The sequence below is a fragment of the Polynucleobacter sp. JS-Fieb-80-E5 genome (assembly GCF_018882015.1).
Taxonomy (GTDB): Bacteria; Pseudomonadota; Gammaproteobacteria; order Burkholderiales; family Burkholderiaceae; genus Polynucleobacter.
In genome coordinates, this window is sequence record NZ_JACVPH010000001.1 from 265,573 (window position 1) to 283,078 (window position 17,506).

Below are 17,506 nucleotides of genomic sequence, written 5' to 3' on the forward strand. Positions count from 1 at the left end.
GAATTACTTAGTGTCAACCTGTGACCAAACTTGTTTGCGAATGTAATCTACAGTTGCATCAGGCATTGGAACGTAATCCAATTCTGAAGCTGCTTTTTTGCCATCTTTGAAAGAGTACTCAAAGAATTTCAATACTGCAGCAGCTTGAGATTTGTTTTCTGGCTTTTTGTAAAGCACCACAAAAGTAGCGCCGGTAATAGGCCAGGATTTTGCACCAGCAGCATATGTGATGAATGTATTCATGCCAGGAAACTTAGACCAATCTGTACCAGCGGAAGCGGCTGCAAATGCTTCAGCAGTTGGAGAAACCATTACGCCATCAGCATTGCGAACTTGTGTGTAGCTCAAATTATTCTTTTTGGCATATGCATACTCAACATAACCAATAGAATTCTTAATGCGGGCTACGTTTGCAGCAACGCCTTCATTACCTTTGCCGCTAACTGTAGAGGCTGCAGGCCACTTAACTTGCGCACCAAAACCAACCGCTTCTTTAAAGTTGCTGCTTGCCTTAGAAAGGAAGCTAGTAAAAATTGCAGTAGTACCTGATCCATCGGCACGAGTAACAACTGTAATTGGCCCTGAAGGAATCTTCATGCCTGGGTTCAAGAGAGCAACGCGCTTATCGCTCCAATCAGTTACGCTACCCTGGAAAATATCTGACAACAAGTCGCCTGAGAGCTTGAGCTGATTTGGACCAACACCTTCAATATTCACAACAACTACTACGCCACCAATAATTGCAGGGAACTGAACCATGCCATGACTTTGGAGATCATCAAACGCCATTGGGGCATCAGTAGCGCCAAAATCTACTGTCTTAGCTTTAATTTGTTTAATACCACCACCTGAACCGATAGACTGATAGTTAAGGCCATCACCACTTTTAGCTTTATAAGACTCAGCCCATTTGCTGAGCACTGGATAGATGAATGAAGAGCCAGCTCCAGTCATTTCAACAGCGTAAGCTGTAGGGGCTAAAGCAATAGCACTGATAACTAGTGCTTTTTTCAAAAAAGATTTCATGTGATTAGTCCTGGTATTGAAATAACGCAACATTGCGATAAAGAGACAATACGTTTTCACTGTGACGATTTAATGACAAAGTGTCATTAAGGAAAAATTCATTATAAATCAATGGTTTATACAATATTTTCCAGCCCGCTATGATGCAATTCGACCAACTAGGGAAGACTTAATCAGGAGATTAAATAATCCTTTTTAGCTTTAGTGAGGCAAAAACTGCCGCCCCCGTGATTGACATCAGCACCATAACCTCATAAAAAGATCCCTTCAATCCCGGCAGATCTTCCATATTCATACCCATGACACCAGTAATTAAGGTCATTGGCAAAAAGATCACCGTCATTACGGACAAAACTTGCAAGTTTTTGGCATTAAATTCTGCTACGTGGGCCGCCTGCTCATCTTGCAATACCTTTGCGCGATCATAAAGACTGGAAATCTCCTGTACCAAGTAGGAAAGCAAGTCCAAGTCATCATTTAAGCGATGCTTATCTTCCTCGCTAAACCAATATGGGAGGCGCTTCAACAAGCGATGTAGCGCTATTAATTCAGGTGAAAAGTGCCTTCTAAGGCGACTACATTGAATGCGTATCCTGCCGAGATTTTCATGCTCTGGAAACTCCCTTCCTTTTAGAAGTTTTTCCTCCAAATCATCCATATTCTCTGAAAGATGCGCCAAAAGCGTTCTCAATTGCTCAGCACGCAAATCCAGTAGCTCATGAAATAATTCAATAACAGAGGCTGGATTGAGTTGACCATTCCTTAAGTCATACCGCAATTTATCAGTAGTTCTCAGGGGGTTGTTGCGCAGAGAAACCATCAGCTTTGGCCGAACAATCGCCCAAAGAGTTCCCAAACTAGAGTCACCACCCTCATCCCCAAACTCTTGCTGAAAGTCGTTCATGACCATCAAAAGACAGTCATCTAACTTTTCAATACGCTCTAAACGACTGAGGTTAACCCCCTCCTGAATCATCTCCACTACGCGCTCTGGAATCAACGGCGTGTTTTCAAGCCATCTCTGTATTTGAGAATTTGATAGGTTTAAATGTAGCCAGATAGAGATATCTGGATTTTCAAGTGCGTCAGCAATTTCAAATAATGGAATTTCATACCCATTGCCCGATATAGGCATGGCCCAAGCAAATACAACGCCTGCAACCGGAAAAGGCTTTGCAATAATATCTGTAGTCATTGTTAAATTGTATGGCACACGCTAAGCAGTACCGCACCTATCTGACATCAAAATGACATGAAATTAGTCTACATAGGTTGTTTAAACATTACGTAGGCCTTTGTAGATTCCAATGAAAGCATTATTCCTTGCGTTTCTGCTTGTGCCAGCATTTGCCTATGCCTTTGAGCCGCTAAATACGGATGATGCGGGCACTGTAAAAGCTGGTGGGAATCAAATCGAGCAATATTTTTTCTCCATTAACCGAAATGGTGGATCCCAGCAAGCCGATGTCGTCACTCCAGGAGAAGAGTACACCGGTAGAACGGATGCAAAAGCTTTTCCATTTACATATACGCGCGGATTAAGCGATCAAGTAGAGGCATCACTGTCTGCAACCTACTACAACGAGCCAAGTGGCACTTTCTCTAAGTTTTCAAATTATGTATTGGCAAGTAAGTGGCGCTTTCATGAGGATAGCGATCTAGGCTATGCACTCGCCGTTAAGCCTACGGTTGTATTGCCTGCCGGTAAACAGCAGCAAGTTGCAGGCCTAGGCTTGGCTGCATTGAATTATGGTGTGAACTTTATCGCCTCTAAATACTGGGAAGACATCGAGTTACACGTGAATGCTGTTTATATGCGCTCGCCATACAACACGAATTACAGCGTCGGGACCACTACCGACCTTAATCGGACAAACATCTTTTTAGTGTCTATTGCTCCTGTTTGGTCTATCTCCAAGAATTTAAAAATCGCTTTAGACCTTGGGGCGGCAACCAACCCACCATCATCCGAACAATACTTAAGCCATTACGCCTTGATTGCGGGGATTTATTCCCTAACCAACAATGTAGATCTTGGCGTCTCCTATATGCGGACAGGCGCAAACTACGGCGAAACTTTTGCAGCGCAAGCAGCCTGCGCCACACGGAGCGAAGTTGGGGTTACTTGGAGATTTTAAATTCCTATTGGATATGGAATATCAAGTTGTCACAATTTTCCATCAAACTAAAGGAATCCCATTACATTTAAACTGGAGCAACTAAATGTACTATCAAATTATTCCTTTAGAAATGGGCTCCCTAGTAGAGCGCAACATATTTCAGCAACTCAATAAAGAGATTAAGTGCGGCATGGTCTGGAAATTAGGCTCCGTTTTAACCAAGATTAAACCCGCATTTATTAAGGCATACGATCCCAACATTGGCATCTGCATTGAAGACATCCCTGGTGGGGTCATTAGCAAGACTTATGGCGGGGAAAAAGTCATTTATTTTTCCGATACAGTAGAGGAAGATGAGCAGGATGAATTAACGGATATCTTTTATCAGAGCAATAAAAAATATTCCAAAAGTTATGAAGATGTTTTCCATGACCTAGGCTGGAAGCAAGTGAGCTCAGAATCGTACGTCTTTGGCGAGCTTGAAGTAAAGGAGCTAGATCATGCACCCACCTCTTATAAATAAGCATGAAATTACTTAAATCAATACTTGTTGGGCTACTTTTCACGTGCTCCTTAGGAGCATCTGCGCAGTCATTAGAGTCGTTTAAATTTGTAGCCTTAGGAGATATGCCTTACTCCATCCCTGAGGACTACCCACGCTACGAAAGATTAATTGCCACAATCAATCAGACTAATCCGAGTTTTAGCATCTTTATTGGTGACACTAAATCAGGCTCAACACCTTGTAGCGATGAATACAACCAAAAGGTTAAGGGCTATTTCAATCAATTTACATCCCCATTAATTTATAGCATTGGGGACAATGAGTGGACAGACTGCCATCGACCGCTAGCTGGATCTTATGATCCTATTGAACGATTAGACAAACTCAGAAGCACTTTCTTTAATACACGCAAGAGTTTTGGCAAGCAACAACTAGAACTCACCAGACAATCCGATATTGACCCTAGGCATCAAAAGTTTGTTGAAAACGCTTATTGGGTAAAAAGTCAATTTCTATTTGTCAGCATACATATTCCTGGATCTAACAATAACTTTGAGCGGAATGAACAAGCGAAAGCAGAATACTACGAGCGCAACCAAGCCAATCTAGAGTGGATCCAAAACAGCTTTGCGTTAGCCCAAAAGATGAATTATTTAGGAATCATCTTTTGCTACCAAGCCGATATGTTCTACACACCCACGCAGGCTGTGAACCCAGATAGCGGCTATCGAGATACTTTGCAGGTATTAAGTAAGAATGCTCAAGCATTCAAGAAGCCTGTACTGTTAATTCATGGCGATAGCCATCGACTTATTCTTGATCAGCCGCTGAAAACGGCAGATCAAAAACATACTCTGGAGAATGTATTACGACTAGAGGTGATGGGTGCAGAACAAGTCCAAGCCATAACGATTGGGGTAAATCCGAAGTCTGAGCAACCATTTACCTTTACGCCAATTCTGCTAAGACAAAATATGACTACTCCAGGGCCCTGAAGGCCTAACAGAAAATTCCATATCACTTTGATGTTTGGGTGATGAAATGTCATCAAAATCACATCAATCTGTCATATTTAATTTGTAGAGTTGAGCCCTACTTATGGGAGATGAAGTGCAATTCTCTTTTTGCTGGTTGTAAATAGTTTGTACTAACAGCCCATAGGTAACCAAATTCTTTAGTCTCACGAGGTCATCATGAGTGGCAAACGTCATCAAAGTGAAGATACCAGCCTAGAAAAAAAGCCTGACATCAGCAAAGAACCTGATTCTTTTCTAAAGAAAAGATTAATTTGGCAACATTTGACTCAAAAAAAGATTAAAAAGGCTCTTAAAGCCCGATTCAAAATAGACACTAAAGAAATTAGCCAGATACCAAAAGCCAAGCCAGTAATATAAATTTCACTAGTAAAGTTGAGTAGTAGTGGAGAAAGCCAAAATGCAGTTGCCGAAAATCCAATATATGCCGGAAAATAAGGTGAGTATGCAAACAGGCCGCCAAACAGCAGAGCAACAATAGAGAGAAGGTAAATTAATTGCTCATACGATGACAGATGAGGAACTATCGTTAACCACCCAAGACCAAATGTAGCTCCTGCAGTGATGGTTGCTAAGGTATACAGATATAGATATCTCTTTGCGCTCTGTGGTTTCCCCTTAAAACAATCGACACCTTGATATAGATACATCAAGGCTCCCCGCATTGCTGCGCTTAAAAGGCCTCCCAAAATCCAAATGATCAGATCACCCGCTAAATCATCCCCCCCAGAAGAAGTAACTTAAAAGCAAAATGATCGAGGTAGTGCCCACGTTTGCTACATAAAGATTTGCCCTTAAATATTCAGCCTGGGCAATCACTAGACCCTCCTCAAGCTCGGGGTCTGATTTGAGGGGTTTATTAGACTTTAGGATCATGGTTATACTTTTTGCTAAATGCTACCTAGAATTATCTCTGCTAGACCGTCAATTAGCCTTGCTGCTGCTCTGGTAGCAGCATTGTGCATCTTCTTTATTGCAAGCAAGGAACGGCAAATCAGCGCAAATATGCAAAATCTAGCTCTATTTAACGAGCGTAGCGCCTTGCCCGTGCTTACTGAGCTGCCACCCACCATTGACTATAGCCCACAATCTTCACAGAACTTGCTTTATCGACAGGTGACATTAGAGGGCTCACTTTTAACCGACCACGAGATTTACCTAGAAAATCGCGTTTCTCAAGATAGCCCAAAACCCAATAGTAAAAAGTCTTCAGGCTTTCAAATCATGATGCCCTTCTTGCTAAAAACGGGACAAATTGTTTGGGTAAACCGGGGGTGGATTGGTAGGAGTCTTATTGATCGTCATCAGATTCCAGATACTAAACACCCTGTTCATGAAGAACAAATTACAGGTTATATATCGCTGGGAAAAAAAGATATCTTTGAAATGCCCGACGAACAAACACGCAAAGTCAATGGCCACGTAATTGCCTTGAATTTTTATCTTCACGATGATAAAAAAGATTTACCCAACCGCAACGTATATCCATTTCTGATTACACAAACCGGCAAAGGATCAGATAACTTAATTCGCCCAGAGAAAAATTACTTTTACTTACCTGACTATACTTTTGACCTTAGAACTTGGTGGTTTACTTTATTTATCGCCATTGGATTTTGGCTAATTAGCGGGATTGTCTATTTACGAAATAATTCCGCCAAAGAATGGACTTCTAATTAAGCAATGTTTTGCTAGTGGGTAGAAGCTAATAAAATAAATTGTTATTGGCATTCAAACCAATATTAGCGGAGATTACGATCTGATAACTCCGGAAGCCAAAAAACGTAATGAAGCTTGATAATGCTTTATGTATTGACTGAAGAATCCCATGCTTTGATATAACGCTCTAAAAATTGAATATCTCTCACATGAAATTCAAGGGTATCTTTAACAACATCACCAACTGAAATCACCCCCCTTACCTTGCCTTCCTCTAAAACAGGTAAGTGACGAATTCTTTTGGAGGTCATCAATTCCATACAGTCGCTTAATAAATCTTTATAACCAACAGAGATTGGATTGATAGTCATGACGTCTTTCACTAAGACCTTATTAGCCAATAAACCCGGTAGAAGGACTTTAATAGCGCAATCACCCTGAGAAACAATTCCAACCAAATCCCCAGAATCAATAACTAGTACTGAGCGTACTAGATTGTCTCGCATCAACTTGAGCACCTTTTCCACATAATCAGTGGATGAAACCCAAACTAGAGCATTCGATTTATTAGCTAGGCAATCTTTTACAGTATTTGGCATTTCCAGTTAATCCAATGAGAGATGGGCTGATTTAGAAGCCTACTGAATAAGTAGCCATCACTGTAGTGGTTGAGACTGCTTGATAAGACTCTTGTCGGTAAATGCCCGTAATACCCAGTCTTTGATTCTTGGTGACATCATAGTAAGCGCCCAATGTAGCAGTTGGCCTAGTTTTCACCGGATTGGCATTAAAGTTCACAGGGGTTAAGCCAGCGATGTTTGAATTCGTTCCATAGTAAGAACCGTTAGCCTTATTGGTATCGGTTTCAATGCCAACACTTGCAAAGGTAGTTACTTTTGGAATCACTTGATAGCTTGCACCTACTCCAGCCAATGCAGTAGTAGCATTGGTATTGAGTGCAGAGTAAGTCAGAGGCGCTGTGACGCTAGCACTACTGCCTTCGGTATAGCCACCCATATTGTTTTGAGCATAACGAATGCCGACATAAGGGGAAACAATCGCTTTATCCGTAACAGCAAAACCATACTTAGCCGTCACTTGAGCACCTTGGCTGTTAAGTTGTGATGAACCAGAACCCGCTTCTGATGTGCCAACTACAGAGCGAGTCACAGTGGTGTTTTTTTGCCCATAAGCTGCCGAAACTTTGACTTCAGTGCCCGTGCCATCTAGTCTTTGATTCCAAGCGCCAAATAAACCAATCAAAGGAGTGTTATTTCCCAATGTGACAGTGCTGCCAGCATTCTTTACTGAGAGGTTCTGATCAGCATAAGCACCAATACGGTAGTTTGGATGGGGGCGATAAGCGGCAATCAAAAGACCACTTGTATTATTTAAGCCATTAGCAGCAGATACAGCGGTATTGCGTCCACCAGCAGAGATACAAACTCCATGAGCACCAAACTCCGTACAGTCGTAACTAAAGCTATTGGCAAGAACAGAGTTCTGCAGTGCGAAGGTACTTTGAAGAGAAACTGCGGTGTTCACTAAAGACTGCTGAGTGTCGGCGGTTGTTGGATAAGGTGGCTCTATAAAGAGATATACGTCATTAGCATCATAGGTTAAGTAATAACCCAGATTAGTGTAGCTTCCCAAGTTCGTGCTTAAAGAATCAAATTTTCCAGTGATGCCGGCGCTAGAAGTCAGAATGGTTGTATATGAATTCTTACTATAGCTTCCAGGTGCCGCGTTTAATAGCAGATTGCCCGCTAGAGACGTAGCTCCAGCAACATTGAGCTGTTGACTGCCTGAAGGTGCTAAGTTCATCCTCAAGGTGCCGCTAGAGCCTTGGGTGTAATTTGCAATACTGACATTACCTGTCTTGCCAGTGACATTGAAAGTACCGTTATTGGTTAAGCCACTGGATGTAGCTATTGAACCAGCTCCCGATAAGGCTAAGGCAGACCCAGAATTAATGTACGTTGGGCCACTGTAAGTATTGGCGGCTGTCAGCGCTAAGGTACCCCCGCCCTGAACTATGACATTACCAGCCGAGCTGCCATTAATAATGGGGCTGGATATGGTGGTGGTGGTGCCTGGTGCCACATCAAATACCGGGTCACCCGCCACAGTAATGCTATTAGCAATTGTCATACTGGCAGTGGTAGTCAATGTAGCTGACATAGTGCTACTACCCACCAAATCCAAGCCACCTGTACCAATATTATTTGCCGAGCTAATCGAAAGATTCGCACCCGCGGCGACAAAAGTACCACCAGAGTAGGTATTGTTGCCTGAAAGTGTGACTGAACCAGCTGTACTGGCAGGATTAGAAATAGTCAGTTTGCCATGTATGCCAACACCAGAGTCTGTGATGTTTCCACTTAAGTTAGAGCTTAAGCCGTTTTGGTTGATCACTCCATTATTGCCTGTGATTGCAATGTTATTAGTAATCGTCCCAGCACTAGAAACTTTAAGTGTGCCACCATCAAAAACTGGACTAGCAGTACTGTCTAAACTAGAAGACTGATAGATCGATCCAGAGCCTGAGATAGGAGATCTATATGCAACCAATAAATTCCAAGTTGAAGCATTACTTCCATCAACTAACTCCCACTTATAAGAACTATTAAAGTTATTCCAAACATTGTATATCGAGCCATAGTTGGTAATTTTGGAGCTGTCAATTCCCATTAAAACTGCGCTATAAGTTCCCGCTGAAAGTGTTGAACCAGTATAAATACCAAAATTGGTAGAGCCTGTACCGCTAGTTATTGGATAAATTTGATAATCTATAGGGTTATTAATATTTAAGCTCCCTGTAGCTACATTAAGCTGACCATATGATGAGCCCCGAATAATAATGTTGTAATTCGCTGGCAAATTTCCAGCATAGGTAAGGGGTCCTGCTGGATTTCCTACGCCCTGCGCATTATTTAAAGTAGTAATTGTTCCAAGATTCGCAATGCCATAACCTCCTGTTCCAGCTGAAATGGTTCCAGTGTTGGTGATGGTGGTCAGAGTCGCGGGAGCGCCGTTAATAATTCCAAAGCCACCGATACCGACAGAAATACTGCCTGAATTAACAACGCTTGAATTCGGGCTGCTTGATAAACTAGCTATACCGGCAGCATAATCGCCCCCTGTAATCGACCCTGTATTGGTTGCTGAAAAAATACCCGTGCCTAAGGATAAGATTCCCCCTGGACCATCCCCAGGGACACCATTATCTAATATTGAGATGGTTCCATGATTAACTACTGTTAAATCTCCATTATCTACTAACGCTAGTGCCCAGTTGTCTGAGCTTACTGAGACGATGCCACCAATCTGGTTGGTAAAATTTATTCCTCCATATGCATAAACCCCGTGACTTACTCCAGAATTGTTAAAAGTTACAACCCCTGCGCTATCAACTAACTCAACGCTCCCAGAATTGTTAATTGTAAAATTTTTTGATGGGCTGTCAAACGTGCTAGTATAAAATTTCGAAACTGTAACGCCGCTTGAAACGTTGTAGCAAGCTCCATCTGCGGGATGTATCTCTGCTGATGTATCAATAGAAATATCAATGCAGGTAGCCAGCGCTTCGCCTGGTAAAAACATCAAAACTATCAACCCAGACAGGGCAACAATAATTAATCTAGCAGGACCTGTGAAGTCTTTTATGGCAGGGGTCTTGATATTCGTGGATGAACCACCCACTGGAGAAGATTTGCTCTTTCCTTTACCTTGGCCAGTGACATTTTCGCCGACAGCAACTAAGCAGCCTTTTACTTTACTAAAAATAATGTTGTAGATTTGGTTCATATCGGTACTTAAGAACTTTTATCTACGTTTTTGAATGAGAGCATTGGAGAGGCAATCCTTTTAATTACACTTTTTAATAAATTGAAATTCATTAAGAGGTTGCTTTTTTATTAGAACAAGTTTGAATGTACCCCCATATTTACGGGGGCGTACTAACATCTAATATTTGTTAATAAAAATTAGAGATATTTTTTTATACTAATTTTTATGCCCCATATTTATGGGGTTCGCCTAGGCTACATGTAAGCTAGAATTCACCAAACGCTTTATATGTAGCTTTTCGCCGAAGTAGCTCACCAAATCTGGTTATTAACACTTTAAATAGAATCCAGATGACATTATTTAAAACTTTGACAAATTGCCCTGGAAAGACTCTCGTCTTTTTCTTGAATGTTTGCCTCGTTCAAAATTCTCATGCGCAAGATGCCGGCGCTTTGCAACGGGAGCTACAGCTTCAAATTGAACGTTCTGCTCCCGCTCCCCAGGTAGAACGTGTTCAACCTACAGAACCTAAGCAAGAAAACTCAAATGGGCAAAAGATTTCAGTAAAAGGATTCAAGTTCAGCGGTAATACATTGGCAAGCAATGAACAACTCCAAGCGATTGTTAAACCTTGGACAAATAGTCAAATTACATTTAGTGATTTAAAAGATGTCACTACCGCTATTCAGGATTTTTACGCAAAACAAAATCGCATTGTTATTGCCGATGTGCCTCCTCAAGAAATCAAAGAGGGGATTATTCTGATTGATATTCATGAAGGTAAATTAGGCACCGTCATTGTGGATTCAGATCCACCAGGTTTATCCTTGCGAATATCACCAGAAACAGTAAGACCTTATCTCATTACTGAGCCCAATGGCACCCAGTACATTGACACTAAACCTTTGACGCGCGGTCTGATTTTGCTAAACGAATTGCCTGGTGTCTACGCTACGGGAGTATTTGAACCAGGGGCCAATCCAAGCGAAAGTAATTTTCTCGTCAAACTGGGTGATGGTCCGCTTTTTAGCGGCCAAGCTGCACTCTCTAACTACGGTTCACCCAGCACTGGAACTGGTCAAGCCTTTGCAAACTTAAGCTTGAATAATCCCTCAGGCGTTGGTGATCAAGCCACTTTAGATGCGCTACAGTCTTTGGGGTCTAGTTATGCTCAGTTGAGTTATTCATTACCAGTGGGGCATGATGGTTTACGCGTTGGAGTACAAGGCGGTTACCTCACTTATCAAACTCTGGCCAGTTGGAATACCAATCAAACGCAAGGAACCGCCGCTACTATTGGCGCTAATACGAGCTATGCGCTGATTCGTGAAACCGGTAATTCCATGAATGTGCGTGCTGCAATTGAAAATCGAAATTACAGCAATACCCAGTTCGGCCAAAACATTAGCCAATACCAAATTACTGCATTTACCTTCGGCGTGAATGGCAACTTTGCTGATACAACAAGCTCCATTATTAACTACAGTCTGACTGGCACTTCTGGCAACCTGAATATCAACAACATCACGCAAGCTGGCCAAGACTTTTCAGGTCCAGGAAGCGCTGGAGGTTTCCAGAAAGTTGGCTTTAGTATTAATCGCAATCAAGAGTTGAGTTTTTTGCCCAATACAAATTGGTTAATCTCGGCGTATGGGCAGTTTGCCAATAAGAATCTGAACTCTTCTGAGCAAATTTATATGGGTGGTCCGTATGCCGTTAGAGCTTATCCGGTAGCGCAAGGCGGGGGCTCACAAGGCGCGATTGTTACGACGGAGCTACAACACCGAATTAATGAAAACTGGGGTGTTGGTGGATTCGTTGATATAGGTTGGGTGCAACAGTTCGTCAATCTCTATCCAAATTGGCAAGGATTAACTAATGCTAATAACAACTATCAAGTAGCTGCGACTGGGTTGAGTGCTAAATATACCTATGACCGTTGGTTGGTCAATGCCTCCTTAGCGCTGCGGCTTGGAGAAAATCCGCTTTATAACTCTAGTGGTCAACAGCTTAATACCGACAATGCGTATAAAACTGTGCAAGCTTGGATTAGAGGATCCTATGCGTTCTGACTTTTTGACCATGCAAGGCTAAACACTTGAAATTGGTTCGCTCCCCCGCCCTTTCATCCAAAGCAATCACTGCCTTAAAGCAGCGAAATCGGCAAGGTGCGCCTTTAGGAAATATAGCTTCATTGTTAACGACTTCTAGATTGGTCATTGCTTGTACCTTTACATTTGGCATCGTCAATACTCAAGCAGCTGGCCTTGCCGGCAATGCCTTGCCTACCGGTGGGCAAGTTGCTGCAGGCCAAGCAACGATTAACCAGTCTGGTAACACCATGAACATCAATCAAAGCACTCAACGGGCGGTGATTAATTGGAATAGCTTTAATGTAGGCGCAAATAGTACGGTGAACTTTAATCAACCAAACGCTAACAGTTCCACATTGAATCGTGTCAATAGCGCTAGCAAATCGATGATCAATGGCGCGGTCAATTCAAATGGCCAAGTGATCTTTGTTAACCCCAACGGGGTTGTGTTTGGTAAAGGCGCTGAGGTCAATACCGGTGGAATAGTAGCCACTACGATGAATATTAGTGATGCTGACTATATGGCTGGAAAATCCACCTACTCTGGTGGTGAAACTGGAAAAGTGATTAATAAAGGCACTATTACCGTCAATAACATTAACGGCTATATCGCATTGATGGCGCCTGAAGTGAAAAACGAAGGTGTGTTGATCGCAAACTTATCTGGAAATAATGCTATTGCACTAGTCTCTGGTCAACAAGTCACTTTATCGATTAGCGGCAGTCAGTTGATTAATGTAACGGTAGATGCCTCAGTCATTAATTCCTTAATTTCCAATAAGCGTTTGATTAAGACGGATGGTGGCCAAGTTATTATTGCAGCTAATTCAGCATCAGATTTACGCTCCTCAGCGATGAATAATACGGGCATCATTAGCGCAAGCGCAGTCAAAAATGAAGGCGGACGAGTATTTTTAACTGCTGGCACAGTAAATCAAAGTGGTACTGTGAGTGCAAATTCAGCGCAAGCAAATGGTGGCGAAATCACTATTTCAGGCAATCTAGTTAATCTAAACTCCACATCAAAAACAACTGCTACTGGAGCATCTAACGGCGGTCAAATCCTGGTTGGTAAAACAGCGCAAAACACTGCCCTAAGCCAAGTAAATGCTAATACTGTGAATATTGTTCAGGGTGCCTTAGTCGATGCATCAAGCACACAAAATGGTAATGGTGGATCCATCAGTATTTGGTCACAAATTGCGACCAATATTGCTGGTGTCTTGAAGGCAACTGGCGGTATGGTTGCAGGCAATGGCGGAAATATTGAAACCAGCTCTGCTGGAGTAGTGACTTATGGTAAAGGTTTGGTAGTCGATACGAGTGCACCACATGGAAAATTCGGCAATTGGTTAACTGATCCAGACTCAATCACGATTGGTGATAGTGATGCAGCTGATGCTCTATCGACAGCCCTCGGAATGGGGAATGTTACTCTAAATGCCACCGTAAATATTACCTTCTCATTTGATATGTATTCGGCCAACCCATTTACTAGCCTTACGTTAATTGCTCAAGGTGGAATTGATGTGAGCAGCAATATTACTGCTGGGGCAGTCTATGCTGTAGCCCAAGCGATCAATGTCAACAGCAACGGTTCAATCAACACCAATGGTGGAATCAATGGCAACATCTATTTAGCTGGTGCAATTATTAACATCTTAGGCAATATAGGTTCCAATGGAAATAGTAGTAATAACACTAGTTCTAACAGCTTAAATCAAGCCAATATTAATCTTACCAATCAACGCCAATCTTGGGTTTCGGGGGGCGCTCTCAATGGATTATCAGCTGACACCACCATTTACACCTCCAATGGCGGCAATATAAATATCATTGCAACGAGTGATATTAATATTGGCTCCTCTTCTGATGTTGTTAATTTACTAGGGAGTCGCCTTGCTGCTAATGGGCTAAACGGTGGGTCAATCAATATTATTTCCGTAAACGGCAATATTAACAATTATGGCGTTATTGATGCAGTTGGAAATGGTAGCAATGGTACTGGTGGCGTAATTACGATTGCTGCAAAAAATCTCACTACGCTCTCTAACGCACAAGTATCTGTCGATGGATACACCCAAGGCGGTGTTATTCAGATTGGTATCGCCAATGGTGTGGGCTCTGGCTTAACCTCAGCGCCCCCATCAATTAACACCCAAGTGGCTACTTTGTTGACAGCGGCAAATTTCACACCATCAAGCACAAGCAATATTCTATCAAGCAATACCTTATTAGATAATGTTACCAATATCACGGCAAACGCAAAATGTGACTGCGCTACCGACCCCCTTATAGCCCTTAACTCTCACGCAGGTCAAATCTATATTGCCGGCAATAATAGCCTCGACATCTCAGCTTACATTTCAGCCAGTTCTGATAATGGCGGCTTGATTATCCTGAGCTCACCCTCGGGAACTTATCAAAATTCTGGCTCTGTTATGGCTGGGGGGTATTCAGGCTTAGGTGGAACGATTGCTCAATCTGGACTTACTAGTACCAATATCGTAAATGCCACTATCGGTGCGGGCGGCTCAAGCGATGGCAATATCATCATCGGCCGTGATTTCAAATCAAATCCCTTGCCAGCTAGCGCTGCAACAGCTGCGCTCCTGCCGCCCCTATCTTTGGTCGTTGCTGTACCCACATCAGAATCCACTCATATAGATTCCAGCCACTTAACATCAGATACGAATGGCTATGGAAATAGTGGCAACGGGGGTAATATTCTCATTTGGGGCGCTACTAATACAATAAGCAGTAGTTATCTTTACGCCTCCGCCAATGGCACTTCCGGTAATGCCGGATTAATTGCAACGTCGGGAAACGTCTTGACACTTAGTGGCAATACTATCGTATCGACTGGAGCGGGCGGTATCCCGGGTACCTGGTTTATTGAAGCAAATAACTTTAGTATTGGCGGCCCCAACCCTAATATCAGCGCTAACGATCTTGGTGCAGTCTTGGCCTCTACTTCGGTAGCAATTTCTACAATACCGCTTGGGGGAACTGGGGTGATCTCTGTCAACAATGACATCCACCCTCTTAATAATATTGGCACTAGTTCGCTAACATTAACCGCAGACTCTATTTACTTAGAGTCTGGCATTGAGATTAATACGGGTGGCAATCAAACTTATAACGGTGGGGTAACCTTGTTGGGCGATATCGTATCTTTTTATACCAATAACCTTACCTTTAATTCTAGGGTTGGTGGTGGTCAATTATATTTTGCTCAAAGTGGTAACGGGATCCTAAATCTTAATGGAATAGTGGATGGATTAGAGATAATAAACACAAATGTTGGTGTGATTAATATTAATACCAGCAATGTTACAACGGGTCAATCTCAAAATTATTGCTGTGGCTCTGTAGTCCTGGGTGCTGACACAACCTTAACAGGCAATGGTATTAACTTTGCATATAATATTGTGGGGCCTCATGCTTTAACTATCCATGATTCTAGTGCTGACACTCGATTTTATGGCCGGGTAGGTGGATCGATCCCATTAAGCTCATTAAATGTCACTTCATCAGGAATTATTTTTAATCCCGAATACATTTCTGGCCCTTTCAGTATTGCAACTGTTGGCAGTCAAATTTATAACGGCGCAATAACTTTAGGCGCTAATACAACCTTAACTGGCAATGGCATCACCTTTAACTCAACGATTGATGCAAGCTCTGCTGGTGCTCAATCTTTGAATATTTCTGATAGAGGTACCACCAATTTTAATGGGGTGATCGGCAGCACAGCATCATTAAGCTCATTAAATGTGACATCTGACGCAGGCATCAATATTAATAATTTTTTATCTGCAGCCACGATGGATCTTGAAACCACCACCGGAAATATCATTCTTGCTGGCAATCTTTCTGCTTCAAGTAACGCAAGTAATGCGATTGTGATCAACGCAGGTAATACCTTAAGTAAAGGCTCGACGACTACTGGAAGTGATATCCAAGTAATTGGCAATCCAACTATTGAAGTTGGTAGCGGAGGTAGTGCGATGCTTTTTACCGGAACGCTTGAGGGAAGTCGTGGAGTAGCTTCTTTGGTACCCGTCGGTCATTTTCGCTATAACAGTACAGCAACTTCTTCTGGCTATGATGCGAGTACCGCTCCATTAAGTTCTGGAGTGAATTTAATTTATCGTGAGCAACCCATCATTACCATTGCTGCTGATAATGCCAGCATGGTTTATGGCGCTACAAGCTTGCCTACGTTCAGTACAAATATGAGCGCCCCTTGGAATGGGGACTCAGCTTTAATGATTACGGGGGGTACTTTACAAACGACTGCAAATTTATATGGAAATGTAGGCTCATACAGCATCGTTCCATCTGGCTATAGCAATGGCTTAGGGGCATTAGGTTATGGTCTTGCTCTTACAAATGGTGCGTTCACCATCACTCCAGCAACACTGACCTATACCGCCACGCCAACGACCAGTAGTTACGGCAATGCTCCTAGTGTGAACGCTGGTACGGTTACTGGTTTTGTGAATAACGATACTCTAGCTAGTGCCACTGGTGGCGCCGCACTGTTTGCTACGTCTGCCACGGCGACTTCTAGTGCAGGCAATTACGCTATTACTGGCTCTGGCTTAACAGCAAATAATGGCAATTATCTTTTTGTACAGGCTCCAAGTAATTCAACAGCTTTAACGATCAAAGCACCATTGGCATCTACTTATGTCCCAATACCGCTTAATATGAATGCTAGCTCTTCATCCAGTACAGGCGCTAGTACATCTTCCTTGGGAGGTGTTAATACATCCCCATCAGGAGGTGATGGCGCAGAAATCGTTGGAGCACCCTCTGACTCTAACGGCTCTCTAATGAGTGGCATTGCTGATACGTCCTCATCGGGAGGCGATGATTCTTCAGTAGAAACATCGTCCTCCGACTCCAGCAGCTCTTCTTCGAGCAAGAATGGATCTACCGCGAAAGAGAAGAAGAGTAAAAAAGATAGTAAGGCTATGACTGCAAAAGAGAGGCAAAACACCTTCATCACGATTCCATCGCCAGGTTTCTATGGCTCTAGCTTGGTCAAGGGTCAAGAGCGTTATGCCCTTCTTCCCGATGAAAATGGCAAGGTTGGCGCTATCACGGTTACGATTGGAACCGCTACTTCGTTGATCAATAATGCTTACGTATCCGTCAATGTTGATGGGAAACAAGCTCCAATATTTGATACTACAAACAGGGATATCTTGAAACAAATTTATCAAAATATCCAACAGGGTGTACCTCAAAGTGCCGCGCAATGATTGAGGG

General features: G+C 42.6%; 11 protein-coding genes. 7 read left to right on the forward strand and 4 right to left on the reverse strand.

Going from position 1 to position 17,506, the window contains the following annotated elements; all coding sequences use genetic code 11:
• Window positions 1-3 precede the first annotated feature (3 nt).
• Together pstS and ICN44_RS01225 are read right to left on the reverse strand one after the other, a co-directional pair.
• Entirely contained in the window at window positions 4-1,026 is a 1,023-nt protein-coding gene (gene pstS, locus ICN44_RS01220; protein WP_216262199.1) for a phosphate ABC transporter substrate-binding protein PstS, read from the reverse strand.
• Window positions 1,027-1,207: 181 nt separating this feature from the next.
• Complete coding sequence (locus ICN44_RS01225) at window positions 1,208-2,221, reverse strand: CorA family divalent cation transporter (protein ID WP_216262201.1); 1,014 nt, start codon at window positions 2,219-2,221, stop codon at window positions 1,208-1,210.
• A gap of 112 nt (window positions 2,222-2,333) precedes the next feature.
• Here ICN44_RS01225 and ICN44_RS01230 point away from each other — a divergent pair, with 112 nt between their 5' ends.
• The 5 genes from ICN44_RS01230 (at window position 2,334) to ICN44_RS01250 (ending at window position 6,365) form a co-directional block, all read left to right on the forward strand.
• Window positions 2,334-3,164 carry a hypothetical protein gene (locus tag ICN44_RS01230; RefSeq protein ID WP_216262203.1) on the forward strand — a complete coding sequence of 277 codons (831 nt, stop codon included), beginning with the start codon at window positions 2,334-2,336 and terminating at the stop codon, window positions 3,162-3,164.
• Window positions 3,165-3,249: 85 nt separating this feature from the next.
• Window positions 3,250-3,669 carry a hypothetical protein gene (locus ICN44_RS01235; protein ID WP_216262205.1) on the forward strand — a complete coding sequence of 140 codons (420 nt, stop codon included), beginning with the start codon at window positions 3,250-3,252 and terminating at the stop codon, window positions 3,667-3,669.
• 2 nt (window positions 3,670-3,671) lie between these two features.
• A complete protein-coding gene (locus ICN44_RS01240) occupies window positions 3,672-4,646 on the forward strand; it encodes a hypothetical protein (RefSeq protein ID WP_216262208.1) in 975 nt (324 codons plus the stop codon).
• Window positions 4,647-4,844: 198 nt separating this feature from the next.
• Window positions 4,845-5,045, forward strand: coding sequence for a hypothetical protein (locus ICN44_RS01245; RefSeq protein ID WP_216262210.1), 201 nt, complete (start codon window positions 4,845-4,847; stop codon window positions 5,043-5,045).
• Window positions 5,046-5,579: 534 nt separating this feature from the next.
• Window positions 5,580-6,365, forward strand: coding sequence for an SURF1 family protein (locus ICN44_RS01250; RefSeq protein WP_216262212.1), 786 nt, complete (start codon window positions 5,580-5,582; stop codon window positions 6,363-6,365).
• A gap of 125 nt (window positions 6,366-6,490) precedes the next feature.
• On the opposite strand, the gene ICN44_RS01255 is transcribed toward ICN44_RS01250, so the two are convergent.
• Both ICN44_RS01255 and ICN44_RS01260 read right to left on the reverse strand, forming a co-directional pair.
• Window positions 6,491-6,943 carry a CBS domain-containing protein gene (locus ICN44_RS01255; protein WP_216262214.1) on the reverse strand — a complete coding sequence of 151 codons (453 nt, stop codon included), beginning with the start codon at window positions 6,941-6,943 and terminating at the stop codon, window positions 6,491-6,493.
• Between the two features lie 31 nt (window positions 6,944-6,974).
• A complete protein-coding gene (locus ICN44_RS01260) occupies window positions 6,975-10,151 on the reverse strand; it encodes an ESPR-type extended signal peptide-containing protein (RefSeq protein WP_216262216.1) in 3,177 nt (1,058 codons plus the stop codon).
• A gap of 332 nt (window positions 10,152-10,483) precedes the next feature.
• Between ICN44_RS01260 and ICN44_RS01265 the strand changes: the two genes are divergently transcribed.
• Together ICN44_RS01265 and ICN44_RS01270 are read left to right on the forward strand one after the other, a co-directional pair.
• Window positions 10,484-12,205: a ShlB/FhaC/HecB family hemolysin secretion/activation protein gene (locus ICN44_RS01265; protein ID WP_216262218.1), complete on the forward strand. Its 1,722-nt coding sequence runs from the start codon at window positions 10,484-10,486 to the stop codon at window positions 12,203-12,205.
• A gap of 26 nt (window positions 12,206-12,231) precedes the next feature.
• On the forward strand, window positions 12,232-17,499 hold the full coding sequence (locus ICN44_RS01270; protein WP_216262220.1) for an S-layer family protein: 5,268 nt from the start codon (window positions 12,232-12,234) through the stop codon (window positions 17,497-17,499).
• The last annotated feature ends 7 nt before the right edge of the window (window positions 17,500-17,506 follow it).

What these genes read in the sequence shown, in the direction of transcription:
- pstS (WP_216262199.1), bottom strand. Translation starts at nt 1,026, where the DNA reads ATGAAATCTTTTTTGAAAAAAGCACTAGTTATCAGTGCTATTGCTTTA.
- ICN44_RS01225 (WP_216262201.1), bottom strand. Translation starts at nt 2,221, where the DNA reads ATGACTACAGATATTATTGCAAAGCCTTTTCCGGTTGCAGGCGTTGTA.
- ICN44_RS01230 (WP_216262203.1), top strand. Translation starts at nt 2,334, where the DNA reads ATGAAAGCATTATTCCTTGCGTTTCTGCTTGTGCCAGCATTTGCCTAT.
- ICN44_RS01235 (WP_216262205.1), top strand. Translation starts at nt 3,250, where the DNA reads ATGTACTATCAAATTATTCCTTTAGAAATGGGCTCCCTAGTAGAGCGC.
- ICN44_RS01240 (WP_216262208.1), top strand. Translation starts at nt 3,672, where the DNA reads ATGAAATTACTTAAATCAATACTTGTTGGGCTACTTTTCACGTGCTCC.
- ICN44_RS01245 (WP_216262210.1), top strand. Translation starts at nt 4,845, where the DNA reads ATGAGTGGCAAACGTCATCAAAGTGAAGATACCAGCCTAGAAAAAAAG.
- ICN44_RS01250 (WP_216262212.1), top strand. Translation starts at nt 5,580, where the DNA reads ATGCTACCTAGAATTATCTCTGCTAGACCGTCAATTAGCCTTGCTGCT.
- ICN44_RS01255 (WP_216262214.1), bottom strand. Translation starts at nt 6,943, where the DNA reads ATGCCAAATACTGTAAAAGATTGCCTAGCTAATAAATCGAATGCTCTA.
- ICN44_RS01260 (WP_216262216.1), bottom strand. Translation starts at nt 10,151, where the DNA reads ATGAACCAAATCTACAACATTATTTTTAGTAAAGTAAAAGGCTGCTTA.
- ICN44_RS01265 (WP_216262218.1), top strand. Translation starts at nt 10,484, where the DNA reads ATGACATTATTTAAAACTTTGACAAATTGCCCTGGAAAGACTCTCGTC.